The sequence below is a fragment of the uncultured Clostridium sp. genome, from assembly GCF_937920395.1.
Classification (GTDB): domain Bacteria; phylum Bacillota; class Clostridia; order Clostridiales; family Clostridiaceae; genus Clostridium_AD.
The window spans coordinates 1-25,272 of sequence record NZ_CALEVF010000004.1; the positions used below are offsets into that span (position 1 = coordinate 1).

The following is a 25,272-nucleotide window of genomic DNA, read 5'->3' on the forward strand; positions in this document are numbered from 1 at the left end:
TAAATATAATGCTCCAATTTCTTTCTTTAAACTTTTAACCTTTAACTTTATATTAATCAAAACTTTTTTGGATAATTCAATATAATTGTTAATTATAATTCCCCCTACATTATAAAATATCGTACTATAATATTACATAAATGTATTTTAAATATTATATCATGAAATGTAAAATACATTTTAAACATATCCAAAAATAAATGAAAGTATCACAAATGTAATTGTGTTACTTTCACATTGGGTCTATTGCCTATTCCTTGAAAATTTTATTTTGAATGTAACATAATGAGTTGACTTTTTACTTTGAATGTATCATAACGGTCGAATTTCACTTTTAGTTGTTGTATCCTCTTCAGGGGGGCGTTATTTTGTTTCATCTTTATTTCTAGCACTAACCTCTGCATTTTTTCTAGTAAGTCTGAAATTGTTACACATTAATTAAATTAGTAATCAATTTAATCGATATTTTCTCAAAATGTTTTTTTTACACTTTTATCTTTTATTTTCTCCACAATACTCTTCAATTCAATTACAGGTACTTTTTTCTGACTCCCATGTTTTATAATCCATTCTCCCTTTTCTTTTATTAGACATAAGCTATTGCCAACAAAGTGCTTTTTTTCATTGATTTCTAAGTCTACAGACCAACATATCACATAATCAAATATTTCATAGACATAATCATTCTTAAAAAGATTGCTCAATTTATATTCTACTTCAACTAATCTCATCTTGTTATTATAATCAAAACATATCATATCATTAGTATTTTGAAATGAGTAACACCCTATCTTATTAATATAATTTATATATTTCTTGGTATTCTCGTTAGTTAAAATTGTTGCAAATAACAACACCACTTGGGCTTCATTACATGGTATTTTAGTGATTGGAATTTCAGCAATAGATAGCTCTGAAATACTCTTAAACATTATTTTTCTTTTTATAATTTCATTCCATTTTTGTATTATACTAAAATTAACTTCCTCAGACTTTCTTAATTTAAAATATCCATCATTTGCAAGCGGTATTATATCTTCATTTATAATTTTTTTTACTTCGGTAAAAACCCATTTAACTTTTGGGTCATCTTGATTTGTAAAGCCATTTTTGTTAATAGTTAATACGAAGGCTTGGGAATTAACAAGTAAATGATAATGCTGAACATTAGAATCGCTCATTAAGTTTATTTTTTTTGCAAAAGGTATAAAATTTTTTGCTAAATATATACCAAATCTTGATTTCATAGACTCACCTTGTCTTAATTTAACTATCTTTTTCCTACAATTCTCCCCTGATATCGTACCATAAATCTGAAAAGATACATATTCACCATTAATATAGATTGATTTATGATATGGCCCGAAGTGCCTACAATAATTTTCAGATTCTTTATATATACGTTCTGCAGTTTCTCTTTTAGGATTCTCATTAGGTGGATAAAATGGATGAACCCCTGAAACTTCTTTATTCATATGTAGTATTTCATCCTTGATAAAAATTCTTGGTACTATCTGCATATTGTTTATGTGTTTATGTAATTCAGTATAATTTTCAAAATATGTTTTAAAACTCCCTGCTGCTGTAAACCAAAGAACATAATCCTTTATAGTATCAAAATTAAAGTATTTTTCTGGATTATCAATTTTATAACCTTTTATTAATATTGCAGTACCAGTTTTCCCTGGTTGTGTTTTAAAATCTTCTACTGTATATTTGGGTAATGAATTATTATTTAAAAGTCGCCACGGCTGATCCATAATAACTTTATATGAAATATTTTCTTTTGTTTGGGTTAGTAAAGTTATTCGTTCACTTTTAAAATATGTTTTAGTCCCTAACCCTTTCTCTCCTATTCCTGTTGCACTTTTAATTGAATCTTCTAAATTAAAAAATCTATGAATATCATTTATTTCCATTCCTCTTCCATCATCCTTTATTTCCACAACTAAATAATCATAGATGTCTCTATATATAGTTATTGATATCGTCTTTGCCTCCGCATCATAACAATTACTTATAGCTTCTCTTAATATTTCTAATGGACTATTTATGTTCTGTGTAATGTCTTTCAAAAGGGATCTATTTCCCACCTTCAGATTATATATTTTCATTTGTTACACCAACCCTCAATTTTTTAAATAAAATATATTTTGTGTGAATATCACACATTATATCATGATCTTTCCTATAAAATCTACATAGGTTATAAAAAAATTGAGGTTGATTAATTTGGGTGAGAAAAATATTATTGGTAATAAAATACATTTAATACGAAAACAGAAAGATTTTACGCAAGCACAGTTATCTGCTAAATTAAATCTTCAGGGAATTGAAATTGATAGACCTATGATATCAAGGATTGAAAAACAAACAAGAAATATATTAGATTATGAAATTAAAGGAATTGCTGTTGCCTTAGGTGTAACAATTGAGGATTTGTTTAAAGAAAATTTATGATTTTTACTAAGGTTACATATTTATCAAATCTATAGTTTGGATAGAATAACATTTAAATATTCAGCTAGAGTTATCTTTTTTATCTGCGTTGTTTCTCATAGAAATAAAAATGTTTCTTGTTCAATAATCCACATAATAATTAGCCCCTGAAATAACATTTTTTCAGCAAATAACTTGACGAGTTTGTTAAATAAACTCGTGATAATGCTGTGGTTTCAATATATATAATGATTTAGTATGGACATTTATACTTTTGTAAATACAAATTGCACTATAGCTATAACATTGAAATAATTATTAAAAAGTCCTAAATTTATGTACCAATATTATAATTAAACGGGAAAACCTTTGAATTATAAATAAGCACAAAAAAGACTAATAGGTAGTGCCACAACCAAAGTCACTACCTACAAAACTAATTTTCCTAAATTAAACACTCTACTTCACATAAAGTATGCCCTCTCTCATTATATCACTTTATGTCAACAGCTACTAAAACTATCTAATTTGACGCTCGCCTTTAAAGGCGATTTTTATAAAAAAAGATCTCTTGTATTTATATTATACAGTCTCTCATTTTAAAATAAAAACAAAAGATAATACCAACAAATGTTTGAACTAATTTATTAGAATCAATGGAAAAAATGTTAAAAGAAACTTTAACGTAATAATTGAACACACTATTACCAGTTACAAGTAAAAAAATTAGAATACTAAGCATTTAATTAACAAGCATTTATTAAGATTACTACAAATTTTCTAATACGAAGTCACCTTCGCGTTTAAATAGGTAGTTACAATAGTCCTGCCCCTCACCTAGTGCTTAGTAATCCTTAGTAATTTATATAGTTGTTTCAAGTTCATTATTTTCCCAAAAGATATAGGTAAAATTAACATCATAATTTAATGTCTTACTATCGATTATTTTCAAGTCACAGTTTTTAGAATTTATAAAAGCAATTATATAATTATACTATTGCCATAAATATGTAAAGTTATATTTTTGATACTAAAGTTATACTCAAAGTTTTCATTATACAATATTTGGAATATAAAAGGACAGTATTAAATGATTATAAGTACATTATCTTACATTCTAGTCAAGCCAGTATAACTTTAGTATCATAAAGTATACTGACTTCATAAAATTGCATATGTAAATTAATGTATGTGAAACTTTAGGTCTAAAAATGAAACTTTTAATTTGCTTGTTTAAGGATAGCCAAATAGGAATAGGACTATGAAAATAATTATGATATTCTTATATTTTTTATGATATTTGACTATATAAAAGTATAAGAAGTTTGTCCCAAATAATTGCTTATAATGTAACTTCTTAATTAAAATATTTAATCTGACACTTCTATTTAATAAATTTCGTTGGATTATATGCAATTACGAATGAATCTTATGATAAAGATGCTGGAACAGATTTTTTTAAATAACTTGGGGAGTATGTAAGGTTTCACACTCTTATGGATAAGTTAAATAAAAATCCTATTAGGACAAATGTGGATGAAAGCATAAAAATTTACAATCATTTTTGTACAAAAGCAGAAGTAATTAAAGCTAATTTTGTAAATGAATTAATACATCTACATGTGTTAGAGGCTATAACTGATTACGAGTTTAACGAGGCCTTAAGATCATCAGATTTCAAAGTACAATTACGATAGTGAAAAAGAGATTTTTACTATTTCCAATAAATATATATTTGATGTAGATAATGTTGAGATAAAATACATCATTTGTGCTCTGCAATATTCAGTATTTTTTTATGATGATAGCTATAATTATTTATTCTATATGGTTAAAGGGAAAGAGACAGATATACTGGGTCTAATCACCATAAAAATAGTCAAAAAAAGTGAATTTATTTTGTAAGACAGCCCCCGTATTTGCCCCTAAAACTGGGAAAATGGATATCCGTGTGGAACTTAAAAGTAATGTAGGTACTGTATATCTTTTAACGCTTATTTATCCTATTGAAGTAATAGCCTGCAACAGAACTTTGTCCAATATACGTTTTCATAAAATGATTTATATAGTGGCGCTTGAAATAAAAGGGGGGGGGTTTTTACGATTAGCTTTTCACCACTAAACTTTCCACCACCACTTAACACCAAAGAGAAAATACATCAACACAAAATAAAAGAGAGATAGCAAAACGAAAAAAGAAATAGTTAAAGTACAAATTAAATGAGAATAAAAACTTAAAAGAATAAAGTATTGGAAGTTGCAATTAATGTTTATATAGATTAAATACGTAGTAGAAAATGTAGACACACTATCGACCTTAGCACAAAGAAAATTGGCAAGGATATTGGACATAAAGCATTTACTATCAAAAATGAAAATTCAAATATCTACAAATTATAAAAATGACAATAGATTAAATAGAGGAATACAATTTGTAAAACTTATTATATAGTATGCCTAGAAATTCAAGCATACGTCTTAAAACCCGTCATAGAATAACAACACTTATAAAAATTAAGTATTCAATTCAAGATAATGGCTGCTTGTCAATGCTACTTTAATTGCAAAATATTGGTAGCCTAATTACAAGTGAAATTTGTTTCAAGCAAAAAGTCCACTAAAAACATTGAATTACCATGTTTCCAGTGGACTTTTTATACTAAACCTTATAAAATAGGAACTAAAATAAGTCACTTTAATTAAAATAACTTATTCTAATTATAAGAATAATTAGAAGTTGTAATTATTAAATTTACTTGTAATAAGCTTCAACGTACTGCTTTAACCGCGATTTTCAGCTAATGCTATTTTTTAATTCGTGACTTGCTGATGCCTTAAATTCTATTATTCAATTTTCGCATTTATCATTTTTATATAGTTTAATCAATTCATCTAACGAGATGTCTATACCAACCATCTTTAATAAATCTTTTCGTTCATTATATAGTTTTTCTAGCATTACTTCAAATCCTTGTCCTAAATGTATTTGCTTATGACAATTGCAGCATAAAGAAACAATATTTTCTTCAACATCAAGAGATACCTTAAAATTATTGTGGTAAGCAATTGGTACTAAATGATGAGGTTCAGTATAGTTTAAGTCTGAATTTCTCCTAGTAAATGTTAAATGAGTATTATCAAATTCACATTTGTAATTTGCGTGTCGTAAAGCATTTATTGAAACCTTATGACTTCGAGGATACAAACATTTATTTTTGACATAAACAGGGTCTTTCCTATTTTTAGATTTACCACTATATTCAAAATGTTGGGAATCCGAAGAAATGTCACTATCTCCGATATCTGAAACAAGGGCATCATCTGAATAACTATTATCTGAAAATATATTTAATTCTTCAACAGCTTTTACAAGCTCCTCCCTAAGTGTCCACTCCCAAGTCTTTGGTTTTGCATCTATCCGTTTACTTTTCATTACCACAATAAATCTTGTGCCTGCAGCGATACCGCCTATTCCCTTAACAACGAACCGCCCAAGTTCTTTCTGAACTCTTCCCGCTAATCCATTTATAATTCCATTAGCACTCATACTGTGTTCATTATATTTTTTACCTATATAACCACAAGTAGCAGAATATCTAGGTTCTATATACCATTTTTTTATAGCTTCTTTACTTTTATCATCGAAAACTATAGGATTAGTTAATAATTGTTTCCATTCCTCAATAGTTATATCAATATCGCAACAATACTCATCATTAATAATTTCACATGTTTTCTCAATCATAATAACCCTCCCAATTTGTAGATATAAAATATTATATATTAATTGTTTCTTTGCCACACATTGAGATTAAACTCGTAATAAAGTTTTTCTAACAATAATATTTAACTTCCCATTATAGACATAATTACACCTAATGCCTATTAATTATATAGTCCGATCCACCTCATGCTTTAAAATGTTTCTTATATTAATTCACCATAAAACTATTTTCACCTGCAATATTTGTAAAAAAAGGTAAACCTAAAGCTCTAAGGATATACCCCAGGGATTATAGGACCTTTGAATTAGTTCATTTAGAGTATGATCTAAGTAAATATATATAATATACTTAATAGTGTCCGTTTAGAGTTACTTTACCAATTAATAAACATTTATATGCTAAAGTCATAAACTACAAACTTTGCTTATATGACAAGCGTCAATAGGAAAATGCGTAAAGTATATGGTGTGAAATTGTGAATTTTAAAAACTAAAGTAGCTCGGGATTACCGAACTACTTACATTTGTAATTAACATTCCTTTTTTAACTACCCAATTATAAGAATAATAATTATTTTGTCTCATTATCTAAATATCTGCCGATAAGTTCAATGTGATGCATAATAGAAAGTTTTTTAACCGTGCCCAACCCGGGATATGATTTATTTTCATATAAGCTAATAAATGATTTCATTCCCAACGTATCAAGTCTAGCTGATTTATTCCATTCAACCAACTTACCTAGAGCCTCAGAAAACTTATTAGCAGGATCTAATATATCATCATTTGTATCAGAAACAAAGTGCTTAAGTCTTAGACTATTTCCCTTATCAAAATACACTATGTGTATAGCAATGGCGTATGGTGCAAATCCTGATTCTGAAAATCCATTACCTACAATAGTATAATCAGCAAACCCTTTATATCCGTCTTGTTTATAATAGATATGATCATCTGAAAATGGTTCGTCAATGTCGGCGTAATCTGTATTTCGTTCTAATTTCACAAACTTATCACCTAACATAACTTGATTATCTCTTATTCTTCTTCTAAAAACACTTTCATTTAATATAAGATTATATTGTGGTTTTTCACTACTAAATATCTTTTCATATAAAGGAATAAAATCTTTATTCTTACAAATCGTTATTAGTTCTCCTGGTCTAATCCCCTTCTCAATATTATAAGTTAATTGTTGCTCAGAACGTGCATTGAAAATATGGGTTCTAATTATAACAGGAAATTTAATTACATCTTTAAATTTTTTATTTAAAGATGTATTTTTTTCATTATTTAGCTCCTCACCAAAATTCCCAACTTGAGGATTTGAAATTAAAGCGACTTTTCTATTACTTTCATTGAATATTTCTATTGTTTTAATCAGTGTTGAAGATAATTTTATTGGTTCAATTATAGGAATAATATTTTCACTTAGCAACGAATTCTGAACTAATTCCCTCAATGCTATCATTTCAAATTGTCGTCCTCTTAAATATGGAAAGTACATTTTTTAACCCCCAACCTTATTATTTGAAAATCTATCAAGTTGCATATAATCAACCTTTTTAATATAAAAAAATAAAGCAACTTATTTAAAATAGTATTTTTATAAAAATACTCATTTCTATACTTATTACTCAATATATTTCACTTATAAGCTCTTTATGTTTCTTTTATAAAATAAAGATATTACTTTTATTCATGTTCATCTCGTCACATTCAACTAGGTATATTGAGGATAATATATATGATATAAACACTTTATACACCAACTATTTTAAAGATGGACAAAACTGAAGGCTTAAAAAAAATAATTTATTATTTTTGTGAATCGATAATTTGAGCTGATTCTCCAATCACTTTATTTTTTTTATAAACAAAGCAGACTTTTCTACTTCAAGTATTGATATGCTATGTAAAACAATATATTCAAATAGATAATTGCTTAGTTAAATTTAACTGAAAACTTAACAAGCCTTATAATTCAACATTTCACACAATAAACCAAATTAAGAAGTTTAATTTTCAAAATGAGATTAATAGAAGAACAAATTAACTAATGCAAGTAATTTATTGCAAAAAAAAAGAGCCTAATTAGCTCTTACGTGATTTTCTATTCCATTTAGGTGGTCATAAATATAATTAAGCATATTATTCTTACTTGTTTCATTAACAGGATTATTTAACTCCTTCTGCAAATTAAGTTTCTCGAATCTCTTATATAACTCACATAATTCTGTAAATCCGTCTTTATTTAAAATTTCTATTCCTTCAGTAAATATTTTGAATTTTAAACTTTCCCAATCACTGATTTTAAATTTCATCTTTAGTTTCAGATTTAAAGGTCCGTCTTTACCTTTCTCTTGATTATAACATGCATCAAAAATATCTCCATTATAGTCAATTTCTGTTTTTATTAAATTTAGTAGATTATTTCTAATACTTAGAGATTTATTTCTTTCATTATTGATATCTATTTTTTTTGATGCATAATATCCTCCACCTATCCCAAACAAACTAGAAACAATGCTTGTTAATATATTTGCTAAAGTTTGTTGACCAAAGTAACGAAGAAATAAAATAGAAACCAAAAAACCAGTTGTTATTATTACTAAAATACTTTTAACCTTCAATTTAAGTTTAAAATTGCTTATTTTAATTATATTTTCCATAGAAACACCTCTTACGTTTTAATTATGGACAAGAAGTAGAATTTAATGCATGGAAAATATAATCACATTAAATTTTCATAGATACTTACCACTTTTTTCTTGTCCCTTGTTTGGCCCTACAATCTACGGTACCACTCAAATGAGGCTAATAGTTTATCAAACTCGGGTCTAGCAATTGTAGTTCCTGTGAAATTTGCTTTGTAAAGAATTACTACTTGTTAAAAAAAATGAAGTAACTCAAAAAACTAAAAAATAAAAAAGATAAGGTGATAAATTGATCCATCACCCTATCCTTTTTATATAAGTAATAAATTTAAAGCATTATCTAAAATATCATTATCTATTTCTGGAATTCTTTTAGCTTCACCTTTATGTTTATCAATGTTTATATATTTAATAAAGTAATCACAAGAATTATTTTTAGTATATAAATCAATTGTCTTTAATTTGTCTTTATTTATACTCAAATTAAATTTTTCTTTGAAATTAGGGTTATCTGCTGCTTCACTATATTTAACAATTATAACATCAGCATTTGGTAAATTTATTTCAAAATTATTTTCATCTACTGGTTTAAAAACAATTTCTAATGTTTTATCAAATTTTTTTACCTCTGTATCTAAATTTTGTACTATTTCTTTTAAACAAGTTATTATATAGTCTTTTTTTAGAAAAGGTCTACGAAATTTATAAGCATATTCTTCTTTCCAGTTTTCACCCATTTTTTATACATCCCCTTATATTAGGTTAACCTCAAGTATATTCTTTTAATTATATAAATTAATTTAGATTAATATAACGAAACACTCAAAAATATCTTTTTAATACAAAAAATAAATAAGGTATAAGGCACTGATAAGGGGTAGCACCTTCAACATCTGCTTCGTTGTAAATTGAAAATATATTAATGCGTTTGTCACAGATTTATGGTCTAAATAGTATTTCAATTCTTTTATATCAATTTCAGATTCTGCCAAAAGAACCGCAGCGGTATGTTTTAAAGTATGAAAATGGTGTTTTTCTATATCACTTATATAATTATGGTCAGGAATAATTAAATCCTATCTTATCAATTATTACGACCCCCAACATTTTTGTAAAACTCTTGTATTTATTCGAGGTTACTTTTTGATAATGAATGATGAAAATTAAAAACCATACAAGATAATACTATTTTCTTAATTTTTGTTTCCCAATCACTTTACTATTAGTATCCATCTTAAATGTAGATTTAGCTTCATTCGTAGTAAAATATATATTGCCTATAACTTTAGCATCTATTAAATGAAAATTCTTCGATGAAACATAAATATTACCTTTGAAAGTTCCATGTTCTATAATCGTTTGTGGACTATTAACCGTTAACTTTGGCACATTCAAACACAATCTATCATTTATGTTACTATATTTCTTTCGCCAGTATAGATCTATCTTACGTTCTAAAATATATTTACCATTAGCATCTTTTTTACCATTTTTATACTCACCATTAACTACAAGATTTTTATCTGTAGTTATATTTTTTAGTATTACAATAATACATGTACCATTGCTACCTATAGCTTTTTCAAAATCAACTCGATTGCTTACTACTGAAGCTAATTTTTTTTTAGTTGGTGTTACTAACACTAGTTTTCCAGTTACTTTGCTTTTAGTATCCATCCTAAATGTATGTTTTGCCTCATTCGTTGTAAAACACACATTGCCCTTAACTGTAGCATCTATTAAATGAAAATTCCTTGATGAAACATAAATGTTACCTTTAAAAGTTCCATGTTCTATATTGGTTTGAGGACTATTAATAGTTAATTTTGGAACAGTTAAACTTAATTTAGCCGTTATCTTCTTATCTTTGTCTTGCCTGTATAAATTTATCTTACGTTCCCCAATATATTTACCACTAGCATTTTTTTTATCATTGCTATATTTACCATCAACTATAAGATCTTTATCGATAGTTAGATTTTTTGTTATTGTAATAATACGTGTACCCTTGCTACTTATCGCCTTTTCAAAAGTAATTGGAGTACTTACTATTGAATTTGCATTTATTGCATTTATTGCATTTGATATTGCTTTCCATTGTGTTGTATGCACTTTGTTTGCTACTTTTGGAGTTGCTTTTGGTAAGGTTGCAGTTGCTTTTTTTACTACACTTGGAGCTATTTTCGGACTTGTTGTTTTTAATATGGTTGTGGGTTGCTTAGCACATCCTACAAGTAATACAGTTAATATAACTGATGTTAATAATATAATCTTTGATTTCATCAGAAATCCCCCTTGTTAATAACAATAATTCTACTTCACTTATTATAATGCATATTTGTACTCATAACAAATATGATCTTATAATAATATAGAACGCACATATAGTGATAAAATATTACTAAAAAAATTCTATCAGGTAGAAGTAGTTGTATGGATCTAAGTTACTAGTGTAGATTTATTTAATTATTTTTTATTCTATAGGAACAATAGCTAAATATACCACCTATTGTCTATGAATGATGGTTGGACAATAATTTGATAAGTTATAAACTAAAATGACCATATAATAAAAGATAGAAACTCTATTACAACGTTAAATGGCTAAGCCATCATTAGTAATTTCCTATAAATTTGATTGCTTCCTTCTTATATGTTCTTTCAACTTCATCAATTAAAACATTTATTATCTGATTTAATAATCGTTATCATATGTGATCTTACGCTACCCATATAAAATAATTAGACGTTATAAATATTTTATGCTAAAATCTAAATATAATATTTTTTAAAAAATATCTCTTGTAATAAAAAGTTATATATGGAATATTTACATAATAACATTACCATTTAGAATTGCAATTACATGTGAAAAATGAAACTTGTTGGGGGAATAGTTTTGTTAATTTCTGTGACATAATTATTTTTATAATTTTTTAATTCTAAAAAATATACAATTAGCTTTAATATGTGCAGAAATTAGGATGGAGTTTATATTTTCAATAATGGTTAACATGTGAGTGACTATAGATATTATGTAATTCTATAAAAATTGGTTTAGTTTTAGACGCCTAAATGAAACGCCTAGAATCTTTATTTTAAACAATTATAATTGTTATATCAATAAGAACAAGGGGAGATATCAATGAATAATAATAAACGTATTATAGTTTCAATTATAATAACTATAGTTGTAGTAATAGTTGGAGGTTTTACTATATATAATATAGTAGCATCAAAAAAAGCTAAAAAAAGCTTAAACTCAAGTATAACTAGCACATTACTTCCAAATGTTAAAGACTTCTACAAAATTGGTCAAGCTATAAAAATTAATGATATATCCATGGTAATTGATAAAATTGAAATATCAAATGGGACGAAAACGGATAGGCCAGATGAAGGAACTGAATATTTAATTGTAACCGTAACAATTAAGAACGGAAATAAAAGTAAGATACACTATGACGATAATGATTTTCAAATACAAGATTCTAGCGGAGGAATTAATAATTCTGTAATAACAACGATGAATGCATACCAAACGTTCAAAAGCGGCACCTTACCACCTAATGGAGATGTTACAGGTACTATGACATTTCTACCAGTAAATGGTGCTACAGGATTGAGTGTAAACTATAATGGAGATATATTTGGACATAATATAATTCATTTTAAATTAAACTAATAGCAAAATCAACGTGGATTAGTTTAATTTAAAATGAATTAATAAAAAATAAAGTGATAATAATTGAACTGTCCCCTATTCACTTGACAGGGGTAATTCATTATTATCACTCTTTAAATTACATTTCTTTTATTTATCTACTGTTTAGATATCTGTTATTAATTTCTTTAAGTCTTAACCTATTTCATCATATAACAGAGACTAATAATATTATGTTTAAAACTGAGTATATATATAAGTAACTTTTATATCAGGCTGAAATATAAATAAATAACTGCATCCTAAAATAACAATTGTATACATAGCAGTCATTAAAACTATATTATTGTTTATTTTCGTTATAATATTTATCAATAGCTTTATCAACATACACCCAACCTTTCCATCCTAAGTGCTCAGTATCCATTAAGAAGTATTTTTTATTTTCATATTTTGAAAAGTCGGCAACCTCAAATCCATAAGATTTAACTATAGCATCTGTCTTTTTATAGTAAGCTATCCTATCACTTTTATTAAATCCAGCATAGTCATCCCATTTGCCATTCACGGGTATATTTAAAATAAGCGGTTTAATTCCTTCCTCTTTGCAAACATCTAACAATAATTTAAAATCTTCATATTCTGGAGAAACTTTGTAAGAGTCATTTTTCATCGACCCCTTTATATTTCGAAGATTTCCTTTAATTTCGTACTTATACACCTTAGCATCCATACCGAATTTATTATTTTTAGATCTTGATTTAGCAACTAATGTAGCTTTTTTCAATTCTGCATTCCAGTTAGTGTTTGTATATTGAAGATTAGTAACTTTTGAAAGCTTAGGATTAAGTTTAAGGTCCTTACTACTATTTATATCGTCCCTTAAGGTTAATAATTCATATCTTATCCAATAATAAGGGGTAATTAAGTATCTCTTAGATATACTCATAAAATCTGTTTTACTATAAAGAGAACAATACATCTTTATCATATTAAATTGTTTATTAGGATGTCCGTGCAAAATTGATACTATTCTTTTAGAAAACGCCTCCTTTGTAGTTAAGCTTATATCTTTATTAAACAAAAAACCATACACTTGTAGTTCAGAAGAATTTGCTTCAAATTCAAATTGTTTGATACCTTGTGGTATAAACCATTGAGGTGAAAGTACGAAAACTACTTTTTGTCCCTTTAGGCTTTTTCCAAGTGCCCCAAAATCAACAGCGTGAACTAAGGATTTATAACCTCCTCGTCCTATAAGATTGATTTGAAACCCAGCTTTTTTGTTTTTAAAAAAATTAATAGGATGGACAAAATATTTAGTGTTTTCTATTAACTCAGATGAACCAAACATAAAAAGATTATCTCCCTCTTTTGCTCCCAATTTCTGAAGTTCTACACTTTTAAATTTATTTCGAGATAAATTTTCCCCATATTGATCATAATATGTTTTTGAAGTCGCACCATCATAATAGATAATAAAACAAAACAAAATGATAATACTAAGAATAACAGAACAACCCAAAGCTATAATTTTTTTCATTACATTTTACGTTCAATGTGTGTTTGAATGTATTCAATAATTTTATTTGGTGTTTCTATATCCTTCCTTGTAACAATAGCAGGGTCAAGTTTAATATTAAAATTATCCTCTATTGCTACAATAAGTTCAATTATGCCTAATGAATCTAGCCTTCCACTATCAAATAAATTCACATTACCTTCTTTACGTAAATCTTCACCAGTAATTTCTTCTAATATATTGTAAATTGATTCTTCCATATAAATTCCTCCTTTTATTTAAACAAATATCTTGAAAATATCAAAAATCTAAACAATTGTACACATAGCAGTCATAATATAACTATATTATTTTTTATTTTCGTTATAATAGTTAGCAATAGCTTGGTCAATATACACCCATCCCGTCCATCCTAAGTGCTCAGTATCCATTAGAAAGTATTTTTTATTTTCATATTTTGAAAAGTCGGCAACCTCAAATCCATAAGACTTGGCCATTTCATCTGTCTTTTTATAATAAGCCATCCTATCACTTTTATTAAATCCAGCATAGTCATCCCATTGGCCATTCACAGGTATATTTAAAATAAGTGGTTTAATTCCTTCCTCTTTGCAAACATCTAACAATAATTTAAAATCTTCATATTCCGGAGAAACTTTATAAGAGTCATTTTTCATCGTCCCCTTTATATTTCGAAGATTTCCTTTAATTTCATATTTATACACCTTATCATCCATACCGAATTTATTATTTTTAGATCCTGATTTAGCAACTAATGTAGCTTTTTTCAATTCTGCACTCCAGTTAATAGCTGTATGCTTAGAACTGGTAGTTTTGGAATTAAGCTTAAGGACCTTGCTGGTATGTATATCGTCCCTTAAAGTTAGCAATTCATATCTTATCCAATAATAAGGGGTAAGTAAGTATCTCTTAGATGTACTCATAAAATCTGTTTTACTATAAAGAGAACAATATGTACTTATCCGATTAAATTGTTTATTAGGATGTCCTTGCAAAATCGATACTATTCTTTTAGAAAACTCTTGCTTTGTAGTTAAGCTTATATCTTTATTAAACAAAAAACCGTACACTTGTAGTTCAGAAGAATTTAATTCAAGTTCAAATTGCTTGAGACCTTCCGGTATAAACCATTGAGGCGAAAGATTGAAAACTACTTTTTGTCCCTTCAGGCTTTTTCCAAGTGCTCCAAAATCTGCAGCGTGAACTAAGGATTTATAACCTCCCCGTCCTATAAAATTCATTTGAAACCCAGCTTTTTTGTTTTTGAAAAAATTAATAGGATGAACATAATATTTAGTATTTTCTATTATTTCAGATGAACCAAACATAAAAACATTATCGCCCTTTTTTGTTCCCAATTTCTGAAGTTCTACACTTTTAAATTTATTTCGGGATAAATTTTCCCCATATTGATCATAATATTTTTTTGAATTTATGCCATCATAATGGCTAATAAAACAAAACAAAAGGATAATACAAATAAAAATTAAAATAGAAATAGAACAAACCAAAGCTCTAATTTTTTTCATTACATTTTACCATCGGAATGTGTTTGAATGTATTTAATAATTTTGTTTGGTGTTTCTATATCCTTCCTTGTAACAATAGCAGGGTCAAGTTTAATATTAAAGTTATCTTCTATTGCTACAATAAGTTCAATTATGCCTAATGAATCTAGTCTTCCACTATCAAATAAATTTACATTACCTTCTTTACGTAAATCCTCACCAGTAATTTCTTCTAATATATTGTAAATTGATTCTTCCATATAAATTCCCCCTTTTATTTAAACAAATATCCTGAAAATATTAAAAAACTAAAACATACTAAATTAAAAGTTAAAAGAGTTGAAGCAACTTTGAAATAGGTCTTATTCTTAAATTTTTTGTAAAATGGTTTTCTTTGCAAATAGTCTGTACCTATTAGCAAAATTGCATGATATGCACCATAAACAATATAATTCAATTGAACTCCATGCCAAAACCCCATGGTTATCATGTTTATCATGTAACCAAGGTAGGAAGCTGTATATCTACTCTTAAACCATTTTCCCCTAATTGCACTCATTACGAATCTATTATAAATAAAATCTCTAAACCAAAATGATAAGCTCATGTGCCATCTATTCCAAAAATCCTTTATATCTTTACTTATAAAGGGAAGATTGAAGTTTTCAGGCGTTTTTATTCCAAGAATGTAGCTTACACCTATAGCAATTAAACTATAACCTGCAAAATCAAAGAATAGATAAAAACTATATGAATACATATATTTAACTACATTTCCTAAAGTATGTTGGTTTAACAATAGTATATTAATAAAATGTTTTTGTATATAATATCCTATTAAAAATTTATAGCCTACACCTTGTAGAATTTTATATATGCCTTCACCTAAATATTCTATGTATTGCCTGGTACCGAGAGCTTTATTACTTTCCTCCATAAATCTAATTGAACGGTCAATGGGCCCTGAACTTAGTGTTGGAAAAAATAATATGAAATAAATAAGATCAAAAATATTTATTTTAGTAATATATCCATCATAAATTTGTATTAACATCTGAATAATTTTGAAGGTTAAATAAGAAATACCTAAAAAGCCAAGCTCTCTATGCATAAATATGTTGCTAGTCTTTGAATAGATTAAAGGTGATATACCTATTAATACTATTATCCAAAGCAACCATTTCTGTTTAAATTTCTTTATAACATAACTGTAGATAATAATTAATAAAAACTCCATTAAAAAAAATAGAATTAAAAATTTGGCTTGTTGTTTCGAGTTACCAAAAGTTAAATAAATCATGTATAAACTTACTGGTAACCCATACCATTTTATTCTTTTACCAAGTAGCCCCATAACAATTGCTGGAATTAATACCAATATCATTATGTAAAAATACATAAAATTTGAATAAGGGAGCATCTAAAATTCCTCCATTATCTTTTTTCTATCAATTTTACCATTTGCATTTAAAGGCAAGGTTACCATTACTTTCACTTTACGCGGTATCATATATAAAGGTAATAAATCCTTCAAAGACTTTTTAAGCGAAAGAACTATGTTTCCTTCAAATTTACCATTTAATACTACTGCTGTTGATAGATATTTAATTTTATTTTCTTCAATAATAGGTACTACAACTGCATTTTTTATGAAAGAAAGTTTTCTTATGTTGTTTTCAATATCTTCAATCTCTACTCTATAACCATGGAGCTTAATTTGATTATCTATTCGTCCATCATAATATAATACACCATTAATTATATGACCAGCATCTCCTGTCCTATATCCTCTTTTTTCAGCACCTAAAATTTTGCTCTTAAAAAAAGACTTTTCTGTTAAATCCGGAGCAGCAAAATAACCTATACTTACACTATCACCCACTATTAATATTTCAGTTGTACTTTTATCTAAGATGATTTCACAGTCTTTCTTTATGTATCCAACTGGTAGACTTCCCTTAATTTCCAGCATTTCTTTTTTTATTTCAATTGCAGTTACAGCTACAGTTGTTTCTGTTGGACCATAGAAATTTATTATCTTGATTTCATGGAATCTATCAAATATTTTTTCTACGCATTGCTTGGACAATGTTTCTCCACAAAATAGCATTTGTCTCAATTGTGGCAATAAACTTTCATTAAACTGATCGCTTTGTAGACACATTTCTGCAAAAGATGGAGTAGAAACCCAAGTTGTAATTTTAGAAGATTTAAAATTCATAAATAGTTCAGGTAAATTAGCTATCATATCTTTATCAATACTATAAAGTATTGAACCTGTAACCAAGGATAAATAGGTATCCATAACAGATAAATCAAAAGCAAAAGGTGCTTGGTTCATAAATATCTTATCTTCCTTATCTATTAAATCAATACTCCAATCAAGGAAGCTTTGAATACAGTTTTTAGTTATCTGTACACCTTTAGGTTTACCAGTACTACCAGACGTGTATATAATATAATAAACTTCGTCATCCTTAATTCTAAAACTTACATCTGGTATTTTATTTTCATATTGTAATAATACTTTTTTTATTTTAGTCTTATTTAGTATTGTAGCTGTAGGTATATCAATTAAATCATTAGATATATTTATAATTAATTTAGCACTGGAAATTAATAAAATATCCTTAACCCTTGCACTTGGAGTTGAACTATCCACTGGAATATATGGATGACCGCTTTTAGCACAGGCTAGAAAACTTATTAGCATTAAGTGATCTTTATGTCCAAAAACTATTATAGGAGTTTGGTCTTTCCCAAATAACTCTATAATATTTACAGCAATTGAATCAGATTTTGTTTTTAACTCACTATAAGTCAGGCTACTATTCCTATAAATATGAGCTACTTTATTGGTAGTACAATAGCTTTCAATTTTATCGATAAAATTCATAAATGTTCATTCCTTTCTATATTTTAAAACTTTATTTATGCATTAAAAATTTATTACATAAATACAGCCAACTTAAAACTTTCACATGCTATTATAAATCTTATTAAGTACAAATGTATATATAAAACAAAATATATTTACAATTAATTAGTATAAAAAAATAGCATGGGTAAAAAGCATCAAAAATCTAACAATTACGCTAGGTTCTTCTTGAGCATAAACATATTAGCCCTCCTATAACAATTAATAATCCCAAAATTACAGGTAAATTCATAATTTTCACTTCCTTTTTTAAAATTCACTATGTTTACTATTACCAAACTTTACGATGAAAAATAAATTGTGTACTTAAAGAACATTAAATAAAATATAAAAAAGCAGCCTATAATACAAAGTTAATGAAAAACCTTGTACAAGTGCTAATTGGAAGTAGTTCGCTTATTTCTTGAACTGTATCTAGTATTATAATTTGACTAATGTTCATGTACATTAGTATCTCTTACTAACATTAAAATAAGATTAAAGAAGCATGAATAGTTTACTTCATATTTATTTACACTCATAATTTCAAAAAAAAATAAAAATGAACATGTAAGAGGTAACAGATTATAAATTATAATTTTTTATATAATTTTAATATGATTTTAATCTAGCACATACATAATGTAATTTATAGGTAGTAATAATAGCCTTTTCAATATTATATTTATATGTTCACTATCTTTCAGACGTGTTAGTTGGTGTCATTCGAATGGCTATTGTGTAGGAAGATTATCTTATATATTTTCTCTGTAATAAATATAGTATTTTATAAGAAATGAATTTTGAAAGAGTCTTATCGTTATATTCTCTCAAGTGTTAGTTATAAAAACAATATTAAATAAATTATGAGGTGTAGAATGATTATATTAATTGCAGCATTTGAACCAGATGATCATCTTGTAGCATTAATTAGTGAATTAAAACTAAAGTGTGATTATAAAATATTGATTGTTGATGATGGTAGCGGTGAAAGTTATGTTTCTGTTTTTAACCGTTGTAAAGTGTTAGGTTGCACAGTGCTAGAACATGATAAAAATATGGGAAAAGGATGTGCCCTTAAAACGGGATTTGCTTATATAAAAGACAACACTGATGAGAGAATGGGAGTAGTAACTGCTGATGCTGATGGACAACACCTGGTAAAGAACATATTAAATGTGTGCTTAGAAATTCAAAATGATGATCATAATATTGTCCTTGGAGTAAGAAAATTTGTTGGAAAAATTCCTTGGAAAAGTGCAATTGGAAATGCCTTTGCTAGGAGAATATTTAAGTTAACAAGTGGGTCTAAGTTATTAGATACCCAGACAGGTCTTAGGGGATTTTCAATAGAATCACTGCCTTGGCTTTTATCTATTGATGGCGAGCGTTATGAATACGAAATGAATATGCTACTTTTAGCTAAAAAAGCGGGGTACGTATTTAAACAAATTGAGATTGATACTGTATATGAAGCTTCTAATAAATCATCCCACTTTAGAGCTGTAAAAGATTCTTTAAGAGTATTTATGCCATTTTTAAAGTTTTGCGCTTCAGGAATTTCTGCAGCTATAGTTGATTATTCTTTGCTTTTTTATCTTCAGTGGTTAACAAAAAACTTATTCTTATCAGTAGTAGTCGCTAGAGTAGCAAGTTCAGCTGTTAACTTTACTGTAAATAAATTTATGGTCTTCAATGTTAAAAGTAAAGATAAGAAAAATAGAAGTGAATTCATACGCTATTATTTACTTGTATTTGTTTTATTATTTGCTAACTATTTTTTGTTGAGTTTTTTCTCCGTAAACCTTCATATATGGTTGTTATGGAGTAAGATTATAACCGAATTACTTTTATTTTGTATAAGTTTTACTGTTCAGCGCTTGTTTATCTTTAACAACAAGGTTCATATTTAGTTTTTATAAAAATTTTAGATTGGATGTAATAAAAATGAAAAAAAGAATATTAAGCAAAATAACAAATAAAAAAATATATATATTCCATCTTATAGTTTGTCTAATTATTTTTCTACCTTTATTTAGCATAATGCTTTTATATCATGGACCTTTTGTTAAATTAAGAGATAACATTGTTTCTACAAGTATGGCAACAAATAAAAACAAGTTTTTCGCAACTTGGTTTCTGAGTAGCAGTGAGATAAATAATATTATGGCAAAAACTAATTCAAGTGTAAAAGACTCAATGGAAAATGTAAGTAATATTGCTATTCAAAAATCTAAAAAAAACATGACAAAAGTTAAAATAATTAATATTAAGGAAATTAATTTCAAAGCAAAATTAATGATAATAAATGATCCTTCAAAAATATCCATAGGGATGTCACCTAAATTAGGAAAAAGAGGATCACCTCTTAGCGAAATTGTTAAATTCAGTAATGCTATTGGAGGGGTTAATGCAGGGGGGTTTTTAGATGATAATTTAATGGGCAACGGATCTAAGCCTGATGGGATAGTAATTAGCAACGGAGCTATTAAATTTAAACAAAGTGGTCTAAGCAAATTTAATGTTATAGGGTTTAATAAGAATAATATTCTTGTTATAGGTAATTATATGACACTAAATGAAATTAAAAATTCAAATCTTAGGTGTGCAATTTCTTTTGGACCTGCTCTTGTTTTAAATGGAAAACCTCTTGTAACAAAAGTTGGTACATCACTTCAGCCACGAAGCGCTATAGGTCAAAGAAAGGATGGATCGATTATTTTGCTTGCAATTGATGGGAGAGAGAGTGACAGTCCCGGTGCAAATTATTCAGATACGCAAAACTTAATGTTAAAATATGGGGCATACAATGCAGCCAACTTAGATGGTGGCTCATCAACAACTTTAAATTATTTGGGTAAGACTATTAATACCCCCTGTGATATTGCTGGAGAACGTACTATTGCTACTGCATTTGTAATCATGCCTTAAATTATGGAGATTGATGATGAGAAAATTAAAAGGATATAAAAAATTAAAGAGAGCACTAATTACTTTAACTTTAATATATGCAGTTATTATTTTTATATTTTGTTTCGGAGTGATATCTCACTTGAACGGATCTATAGTAACTGATAGTGCTTCACAGGGAAGTGTCCCAAATACTAGAACTACTTCAAGTGAAATTAAAAACTTAAGTATAAACAATGTGCCTATTGGAGCAAAAAACATATCATTTTCTTATGATGATAAGTATTGTACTTATCTTTATAATTCTGAAATATATATTAAAAAAATTGCATCTGACAAACTAGTGAAAAAGATCCATGAACAACTAGGGATAAATAAATTAATGCTCATGGGTAACAGTAATATTATAATGTATTTTATTACGTTAAATGGAAGAATAAAATTAAAGACTTATAACATTGAAAGTGGATTAATGACTATACAAAAATCTTTTATTATACCTAAAAATTCAACAATAAAATCCGTTGATTATTCAAGTGCCACAAACTTAATTTTTGTTAATATGGAAAGAGGTATTGGAAATAATAAAAAAGATAACATATATTATATCAATATTATGAAGAATGTAAAACAAATTATTCCTGGACACCTAGTCAATAACATGTTGCTGTCAAATAATTCACTTGCATTATATTTTGAAGATGGAAATAACAATTTATATTGCCATTCAAAACTTATATCTGGAGTAAAAAGAGCGCATATAATTGGTTGTGATGCAAATGATAATGTTTATGCTAGGTCTTTGGATGATAAAGGCAAAATTTATGTTGTAAATAATAATAAGTTGATAACAACACAAAGACTTAATGATTTGAATTTTATTAGGTTTTACACAAATAAAAGTGATGTTTATGTTATCTACAAAAATCATATAATAAATTTAACAAGTAAGGCTAAACTAAATTATAGGAATAACTTAAGGTTTATGGGCATGAGTGGTTTAAATGTTTATTTTAGAGATAACAATAATAACATAATCGCTATGAATCGAACAATATAGGAGTAGTACCAAGATTTGTGTATTATCGTTAGTAAGTATAATAAATATTATACTTACTAATAAATAATTAATTTTATTACATTATGCAATATTATAAACTGATATTTTGTAAAACACAGGAGGGGAAAATGGGTTCAAATAGTAGGTCAAAAACAAAGAAAATTTACAAACTAAGAAGATTTATATTTTATCTGATTTTCGGATTAATATTTACTGGAATTACTGCTCCACTAATTATATTTCATGGACCGTTTACTAATGTAAAAAAAACGATAGTGGATGCTTCAATGACCACACTAAGTCACCAATGGATTGCGAAATTGTTTTTATCTGATGCGGAAATTAAAAAAATTCGAAGCGAGGATACAGTTCAAATTGTGCAGCAGGGCAACAATAACCTTATCAAGTTTATTAATTCCCATGACAATAGTATTGAAAGATATAATATTTCAAACGGAATAAAGTTTACAGGCTATCTACTTGTTATTAAAGATCCTACAAGAGTTAAAGTTGGCTATAGCAATAAACTGGGAACCCAGGGAGAACTAACAAGTCAGATAGCTCAGGATAATGGTGCAATTGCAGCTATTAATGCAGGTGGCTTTTCTGACTCATCCTCAACCAATACAAAATGGACTGGTACGGGTGGAAAACCGATGGGCCTTATTATGAGCAATGGGAATATTAAATTTAATGATATAACAAATCCATATAAAAAGGTTGATATTACAGCAATTACAAATAAAGCTCAACTTCTTGTAGGCCCTCACAGTTTAAATGAATTAAAGAAGCTTTCCGTAACCAATGCAGTATCTTTTGGCCCTGCACTTGTAGTTAATGGTAAAGGAACAATCAAATCTGGAGATGGAGGCTGGGGTATTGCACCAAGAGCAGCAATTGGACAGCGCAACGATGGTGCTATAATATTACTTGCTATTGATGGAAGATCAGCTAAAAGCCTTGGAGCCTCACTTAAAGATGTACAAAATATAATGCTTCAATATGGAGCATATAATGCCTCTAACTTGGATGGTGGGTCATCAACAACAATGTATAATAATGGTAGCATTATTAATAATCCTTGTGATGCACTAGGCGAAAGAGCAGTTCCATCCGCTTTTATCGTTAATCCTTAACTGACAGGAGATTAAGCTATGAAAAAAGTATTTAAAAAAATTATAATATGCATTATAATTTCATTAATCATACAAATTGGTGGACTCTTTTATTTGAACAACTACCTTTTAACTTCAAATACTAATGTAAAATCTCAAAAAGTAACTGACTCAATTTCAAGTACTAAGGGTTCTACATCTAAAGTTAATATACCTAGTAATGCTACTAGTATAAATGTTTCTTATAATGCAAGTTATGTTTCTTATTATTTAGATAATGAACTATATGTTGTTAATACTGTAACGGGCACGCGTATTAATGTAAATCCCGCTGCTGGAGTAAGAATATCTTTTTATAAGTGGCTCCCTGATAGAAATAGAATGCTTATAGTGGAAACACATGAACGGAATCTTTCATTATCCTATTATGATGTTACTCAAGCACAAAAAAGTAAAGTGTCTGATATTTTAATGATTAGTTCTGCGTCTATTGTAAAAGATATAGAAGCATCACCTCTAACAAATGTAATTTATATAAAAGTGAAAAATGGTTATAAGTATTATTCTATATATTGGGTAAATATAATGAAATCTAGAAAGAAAATTATTACCGAATCTAAATATGTAGGAAATATTCAAGTAGTACCACATGAAGATAAAATGTTATACGAAAATTTAACCAATAACAAGGTTTATGCAACTGGAAGAAATAACGCTTTAAGCCTCATAGGGTCTACAAAATCATGCCTACTTGCAATAGACAATAATGATCAAGTTTATATTGGAGATGTGAATATAAATAACAACATTGATAAAATATATTATGGCACATTAGGTGGTACATGGAAATCAATAAAATTAAATACACTTGTTAGCAAAAACAGATTACTTGTATCTGCTAGTGGACAAATTTATGAAAATGATAATATTAAAAAAAATCTAATAGAACTACAAACAGGGAAAGAAATAACTTACAAAGGTACATTACTTCAATTATATAGTGGCGGAATTGCATCATTAAGTGAAGGAAAATTAGTGATAACACCTTTCGATTAATCTAAACAAATATAATAGTAGCTTCAACGTAAGCCATGTTGATTATAAAAAATTAACATGGCTTACGTTGGTTAAATTACAATCTTTAATCTTATAATAAGTTTAATCTAGCTTTATTGAGAACGATCAATCATTTTTATAGGACTACAATGATAATACTCCCTTTTATTTAGTATGTTTTCATACCAATTTCTCCTTCATACTGTTATTTTCAGCAGTTAAATTTAATTTTTTAAATGCCTTATTATAAAACCATATAGCATTTAAAAGAAGCAAACTACTTGTAATAAAAAACACATATTTAATACCAAAATGTGAAGCTATCTGTCCTCCAAACACAGACCCACCGAAATTTCCCAGGTAAAACGCAGACATATTAAAACCAAACATCCTTCCAGTAAGGGCTTCTGGCGTTATCTTTTTAAGCAGCGAATTAATCGATGGAGCTAATCCGGCTGTTGCAAATCCAAGTAGAAAACGTAGCTCCATTAGCTGCCAAGGATTACTTACAAATGCTTGAGGTATAAATATAACTCCTGATACAACAAGGGCTGTAAGCATAACCTTTTGTGGTCCAATCTTATCTGATAATTTTCCAAGTCTAGGAGCAGCTATTATACTTGACAGTCCAGATGCTGAAAATACCATACCAGAAATGAGTGCAATACTCGATGTATTA

The 25,272-nt window shown here is 27.5% G+C and carries 22 protein-coding genes and 1 pseudogene; 9 read left to right on the forward strand and 14 right to left on the reverse strand.

Annotation, left to right across the window (positions count from 1 at the left end):
* Positions 1-470 precede the first annotated feature (470 nt).
* The gene (locus Q0649_RS00245; protein WP_298836056.1) at positions 471-2,075 is read right to left on the reverse strand and encodes an ATP-binding protein; all 1,605 of its coding nucleotides are present in this window, start codon (positions 2,073-2,075) and stop codon (positions 471-473) included.
* 157 nt (positions 2,076-2,232) lie between these two features.
* Between Q0649_RS00245 and Q0649_RS00250 the strand changes: the two genes are divergently transcribed.
* The 3 genes from Q0649_RS00250 to Q0649_RS00260 all read left to right on the forward strand — a co-directional run bounded on the left by Q0649_RS00250 (position 2,233) and on the right by Q0649_RS00260 (position 4,561).
* Positions 2,233-2,460 (forward strand): helix-turn-helix domain-containing protein, encoded by a 228-nt coding sequence (locus tag Q0649_RS00250; protein ID WP_298836058.1) that lies wholly within the window; start codon positions 2,233-2,235, stop codon positions 2,458-2,460.
* 1,475 nt (positions 2,461-3,935) lie between these two features.
* The gene (locus tag Q0649_RS00255; protein WP_298836060.1) at positions 3,936-4,136 is read left to right on the forward strand and encodes a hypothetical protein; all 201 of its coding nucleotides are present in this window, start codon (positions 3,936-3,938) and stop codon (positions 4,134-4,136) included.
* A 242-nt stretch (positions 4,137-4,378) separates the two neighbouring features.
* Entirely contained in the window at positions 4,379-4,561 is a 183-nt protein-coding gene (locus tag Q0649_RS00260; RefSeq protein ID WP_298836062.1) for a hypothetical protein, read from the forward strand.
* A 726-nt stretch (positions 4,562-5,287) separates the two neighbouring features.
* Here the strand turns inward: Q0649_RS00260 and Q0649_RS00265 are convergent.
* From Q0649_RS00265 to Q0649_RS00290, 6 genes and pseudogenes are all read right to left on the reverse strand, one after another.
* Positions 5,288-6,184, reverse strand: a complete 897-nt coding sequence (locus tag Q0649_RS00265; protein WP_298836064.1) for an HNH endonuclease — start codon at positions 6,182-6,184, stop codon at positions 5,288-5,290.
* 550 nt (positions 6,185-6,734) lie between these two features.
* Entirely contained in the window at positions 6,735-7,670 is a 936-nt protein-coding gene (locus tag Q0649_RS00270; RefSeq protein ID WP_298836066.1) for a sce7725 family protein, read from the reverse strand.
* A 583-nt stretch (positions 7,671-8,253) separates the two neighbouring features.
* On the reverse strand, positions 8,254-8,835 hold the full coding sequence (locus Q0649_RS00275) for a hypothetical protein (RefSeq protein WP_298836068.1): 582 nt from the start codon (positions 8,833-8,835) through the stop codon (positions 8,254-8,256).
* 296 nt (positions 8,836-9,131) lie between these two features.
* Positions 9,132-9,557: a hypothetical protein gene (locus Q0649_RS00280; protein WP_298836070.1), complete on the reverse strand. Its 426-nt coding sequence runs from the start codon at positions 9,555-9,557 to the stop codon at positions 9,132-9,134.
* Positions 9,558-9,656: 99 nt separating this feature from the next.
* A pseudogene (locus tag Q0649_RS00285) lies at positions 9,657-9,869 on the reverse strand (tyrosine-type recombinase/integrase); the annotation flags it as partial.
* Positions 9,870-10,005: 136 nt separating this feature from the next.
* Positions 10,006-11,103, reverse strand: a complete 1,098-nt coding sequence (locus Q0649_RS00290; RefSeq protein WP_298836072.1) for a hypothetical protein — start codon at positions 11,101-11,103, stop codon at positions 10,006-10,008.
* Between the two features lie 862 nt (positions 11,104-11,965).
* Here Q0649_RS00290 and Q0649_RS00295 point away from each other — a divergent pair.
* A complete protein-coding gene (locus Q0649_RS00295) occupies positions 11,966-12,505 on the forward strand; it encodes a DUF4352 domain-containing protein (RefSeq protein WP_298836074.1) in 540 nt (179 codons plus the stop codon).
* A 322-nt stretch (positions 12,506-12,827) separates the two neighbouring features.
* Here Q0649_RS00295 and dltD (Q0649_RS00300) read toward each other — a convergent pair whose 3' ends face one another.
* The 6 genes from dltD (Q0649_RS00300) to dltA all read right to left on the reverse strand — a co-directional run bounded on the left by dltD (Q0649_RS00300) (position 12,828) and on the right by dltA (position 18,431).
* The gene (gene dltD / locus Q0649_RS00300) at positions 12,828-14,027 is read right to left on the reverse strand and encodes a D-alanyl-lipoteichoic acid biosynthesis protein DltD (RefSeq protein WP_298836076.1); all 1,200 of its coding nucleotides are present in this window, start codon (positions 14,025-14,027) and stop codon (positions 12,828-12,830) included.
* Positions 14,027-14,266 carry a phosphopantetheine-binding protein gene (locus tag Q0649_RS00305; RefSeq protein ID WP_298836078.1) on the reverse strand — a complete coding sequence of 80 codons (240 nt, stop codon included), beginning with the start codon at positions 14,264-14,266 and terminating at the stop codon, positions 14,027-14,029. The genes dltD (Q0649_RS00300) and Q0649_RS00305 overlap by 1 nt, the downstream gene beginning before the upstream one ends.
* Before the next feature lie 87 nt (positions 14,267-14,353).
* A complete protein-coding gene (gene dltD / locus Q0649_RS00310; RefSeq protein ID WP_298836081.1) occupies positions 14,354-15,556 on the reverse strand; it encodes a D-alanyl-lipoteichoic acid biosynthesis protein DltD in 1,203 nt (400 codons plus the stop codon).
* On the reverse strand, positions 15,556-15,795 hold the full coding sequence (gene dltC / locus Q0649_RS00315; RefSeq protein WP_298836083.1) for a D-alanine--poly(phosphoribitol) ligase subunit DltC: 240 nt from the start codon (positions 15,793-15,795) through the stop codon (positions 15,556-15,558). Before dltC ends, dltD (Q0649_RS00310) begins: the two co-directional genes overlap by 1 nt.
* A 14-nt stretch (positions 15,796-15,809) precedes the next feature.
* Positions 15,810-16,955 (reverse strand): D-alanyl-lipoteichoic acid biosynthesis protein DltB, encoded by a 1,146-nt coding sequence (gene dltB, locus Q0649_RS00320; RefSeq protein WP_298836085.1) that lies wholly within the window; start codon positions 16,953-16,955, stop codon positions 15,810-15,812.
* Entirely contained in the window at positions 16,956-18,431 is a 1,476-nt protein-coding gene (dltA, locus tag Q0649_RS00325) for a D-alanine--poly(phosphoribitol) ligase subunit DltA (RefSeq protein WP_298836087.1), read from the reverse strand. It lies immediately after the preceding gene.
* A gap of 899 nt (positions 18,432-19,330) precedes the next feature.
* Between dltA and Q0649_RS00330 the strand changes: the two genes are divergently transcribed.
* From Q0649_RS00330 to Q0649_RS00350, 5 genes are all read left to right on the forward strand, one after another.
* Positions 19,331-20,365, forward strand: coding sequence for a bifunctional glycosyltransferase family 2/GtrA family protein (locus tag Q0649_RS00330; RefSeq protein ID WP_298836089.1), 1,035 nt, complete (start codon positions 19,331-19,333; stop codon positions 20,363-20,365).
* Between the two features lie 34 nt (positions 20,366-20,399).
* On the forward strand, positions 20,400-21,383 hold the full coding sequence (locus tag Q0649_RS00335; RefSeq protein ID WP_298836091.1) for a phosphodiester glycosidase family protein: 984 nt from the start codon (positions 20,400-20,402) through the stop codon (positions 21,381-21,383).
* A 16-nt stretch (positions 21,384-21,399) separates the two neighbouring features.
* Positions 21,400-22,422 carry a hypothetical protein gene (locus Q0649_RS00340; RefSeq protein WP_298836093.1) on the forward strand — a complete coding sequence of 341 codons (1,023 nt, stop codon included), beginning with the start codon at positions 21,400-21,402 and terminating at the stop codon, positions 22,420-22,422.
* A 128-nt stretch (positions 22,423-22,550) separates the two neighbouring features.
* Positions 22,551-23,558: a phosphodiester glycosidase family protein gene (locus Q0649_RS00345; protein WP_298836095.1), complete on the forward strand. Its 1,008-nt coding sequence runs from the start codon at positions 22,551-22,553 to the stop codon at positions 23,556-23,558.
* A gap of 18 nt (positions 23,559-23,576) precedes the next feature.
* Positions 23,577-24,593, forward strand: a complete 1,017-nt coding sequence (locus Q0649_RS00350) for a hypothetical protein (protein ID WP_298836097.1) — start codon at positions 23,577-23,579, stop codon at positions 24,591-24,593.
* A 180-nt stretch (positions 24,594-24,773) separates the two neighbouring features.
* Here Q0649_RS00350 and Q0649_RS00355 read toward each other — a convergent pair.
* On the reverse strand, positions 24,774-25,272 hold a 499-nt coding region (locus tag Q0649_RS00355; protein WP_298836099.1), incomplete at its 5' end, for an MFS transporter.

Bases quoted from the DNA above. Each gene is read 5' to 3' on its own strand.
- Q0649_RS00255 (WP_298836060.1), top strand. From the start codon at position 3,936: ATGGATAAGTTAAATAAAAATCCTATTAGGACAAATGTGGATGAAAGC.
- Q0649_RS00260 (WP_298836062.1), top strand. From the start codon at position 4,379: ATGGATATCCGTGTGGAACTTAAAAGTAATGTAGGTACTGTATATCTT.
- Q0649_RS00265 (WP_298836064.1), bottom strand. From the start codon at position 6,184: ATGATTGAGAAAACATGTGAAATTATTAATGATGAGTATTGTTGCGAT.
- Q0649_RS00270 (WP_298836066.1), bottom strand. From the start codon at position 7,670: ATGTACTTTCCATATTTAAGAGGACGACAATTTGAAATGATAGCATTG.
- Q0649_RS00275 (WP_298836068.1), bottom strand. From the start codon at position 8,835: ATGGAAAATATAATTAAAATAAGCAATTTTAAACTTAAATTGAAGGTT.
- Q0649_RS00280 (WP_298836070.1), bottom strand. From the start codon at position 9,557: ATGGGTGAAAACTGGAAAGAAGAATATGCTTATAAATTTCGTAGACCT.
- Q0649_RS00290 (WP_298836072.1), bottom strand. From the start codon at position 11,103: ATGAAATCAAAGATTATATTATTAACATCAGTTATATTAACTGTATTA.
- Q0649_RS00295 (WP_298836074.1), top strand. From the start codon at position 11,966: ATGAATAATAATAAACGTATTATAGTTTCAATTATAATAACTATAGTT.
- dltD (WP_298836076.1), bottom strand. From the start codon at position 14,027: ATGAAAAAAATTATAGCTTTGGGTTGTTCTGTTATTCTTAGTATTATC.
- Q0649_RS00305 (WP_298836078.1), bottom strand. From the start codon at position 14,266: ATGGAAGAATCAATTTACAATATATTAGAAGAAATTACTGGTGAAGAT.
- dltD (WP_298836081.1), bottom strand. From the start codon at position 15,556: ATGAAAAAAATTAGAGCTTTGGTTTGTTCTATTTCTATTTTAATTTTT.
- dltC (WP_298836083.1), bottom strand. From the start codon at position 15,795: ATGGAAGAATCAATTTACAATATATTAGAAGAAATTACTGGTGAGGAT.
- dltB (WP_298836085.1), bottom strand. From the start codon at position 16,955: ATGCTCCCTTATTCAAATTTTATGTATTTTTACATAATGATATTGGTA.
- dltA (WP_298836087.1), bottom strand. From the start codon at position 18,431: ATGAATTTTATCGATAAAATTGAAAGCTATTGTACTACCAATAAAGTA.
- Q0649_RS00330 (WP_298836089.1), top strand. From the start codon at position 19,331: ATGATTATATTAATTGCAGCATTTGAACCAGATGATCATCTTGTAGCA.
- Q0649_RS00335 (WP_298836091.1), top strand. From the start codon at position 20,400: ATGAAAAAAAGAATATTAAGCAAAATAACAAATAAAAAAATATATATA.
- Q0649_RS00340 (WP_298836093.1), top strand. From the start codon at position 21,400: ATGAGAAAATTAAAAGGATATAAAAAATTAAAGAGAGCACTAATTACT.
- Q0649_RS00345 (WP_298836095.1), top strand. From the start codon at position 22,551: ATGGGTTCAAATAGTAGGTCAAAAACAAAGAAAATTTACAAACTAAGA.
- Q0649_RS00350 (WP_298836097.1), top strand. From the start codon at position 23,577: ATGAAAAAAGTATTTAAAAAAATTATAATATGCATTATAATTTCATTA.